A 1345-nucleotide genomic window follows, 5' to 3' on the forward strand; every position below is an offset into this window, starting at 1 on the left:
GGATTCTTTAAAAGAAGCAGTGATGAATTCTAATATTGAAACAGTGGTCCGATCAGCCATCGTCCTTGTGTTGAATGAATACATGGAAAGGGAGAGAGATGATTACTTACAAGCAGCTTCTTATGAACGATCCACTGATCGTTTAGATTATCGGAATGGCTACTACGAACGCGAGTTTACAATGAGTATTGGAAAACTCAAATTGAAAGTTCCACGCACACGTAATGGAGATTTTTCTCCTTCCCTATTTGAAAAATATGCACGGTGTGACCAGGCTTTTGTCATTTCAATGATCGAGATGGTGATTAATGGTGTTTCTACTCGTAAGGTCACTCATATTGTGGAACAGCTTTGTGGAGAGACAGTTTCAAAATCATTCGTTTCTTCCTTGACTCAAAAATTAGATCCTATCATAAATGATTGGGCCAAGAGACCTTTGAACGTCACTTATTTTCCATATATATTTGTAGATGCTATGTATATAAAAGTCCGTGAACACCATCGTGTCGTTTCAAAAGCCGTCTACATCGCGACAGCTCTTTCAGAGAAAAATAATCGTGAGATTTTAGGGTTAATGGTCGATCATGCCGAGAGCTATGAAAGTTGGAGTAGGTTCTTTCAACAACTGAAATCCCGCGGTTTACAATCTCCTAAGCTTGTGATTTCAGATGCCCATAAGGGTCTACAAAAAGCCGTTTTACGTGAGTTTATTGGAACCAGTTGGCAGAGGTGTAATGTCCATTTCAAACGAAATATTATCAAGCAACTCCCAAAGAAAGATTCCAAAGAAATTAGAACCATGATTAAGAGGGTATTTGAAGCTGTCAAAATCGAAGATATGAGGAACTTTAAAGAAGATCTGATGAGTCAGTTTAGCGAGAATACAAAATATGAAAAAGCGTTGGCCATCTTAGATGAAGGCTTTGAAGATACCATTCAGTACATGGATCACCCTGAAGAAATTCGACCACATATTCGCAGTACTAATTGTCTGGAACGCTTAAACCAAGAGGTGCGAAGAAGAGAAAAAGTCATAAGAATATTCCCTAACATTCAGTCAGCCTTCCGATTGGTCGGAGCAGTATTATTTCATTATCAACAAACCAATTATTCAAAAAGAAAATCCTTTTAAAAAGCCCAAAGCATTTTTGAATGAAACTTCCCATTCAAAATGGTTTCATAGCCAGGGCAGGCTGTCAAAGTGAAGAGCCTTTGACAGCCTGCCCTGGCTATGAAGGGATAAATTATGGAAGTTTCGCAAAAAAAATGTGGAATCTAATAGCTATATCCAATTAACCGTTGAAAAAGACAAGTAAGGAATTTACACATTATTAAGGACTTGACT

1 protein-coding gene is annotated in these 1345 nt (G+C 37.9%); it reads left to right on the forward strand.

Translation table 11 applies throughout. The annotated features are described in order from the left end of the window. The coding region (locus tag ACIFOD_RS16260) for an IS256 family transposase (RefSeq protein WP_430315498.1) at positions 1-1132 on the forward strand (1132 nt) is incomplete at its 5' end. Positions 1133-1345 lie beyond the last annotated feature (213 nt).

The sequence above is a fragment of the Rossellomorea sp. NRS-1567 genome, assembly GCF_050467885.1.
GTDB lineage: Bacteria > Bacillota > Bacilli > Bacillales > Bacillaceae_B > Rossellomorea > Rossellomorea aquimaris_C.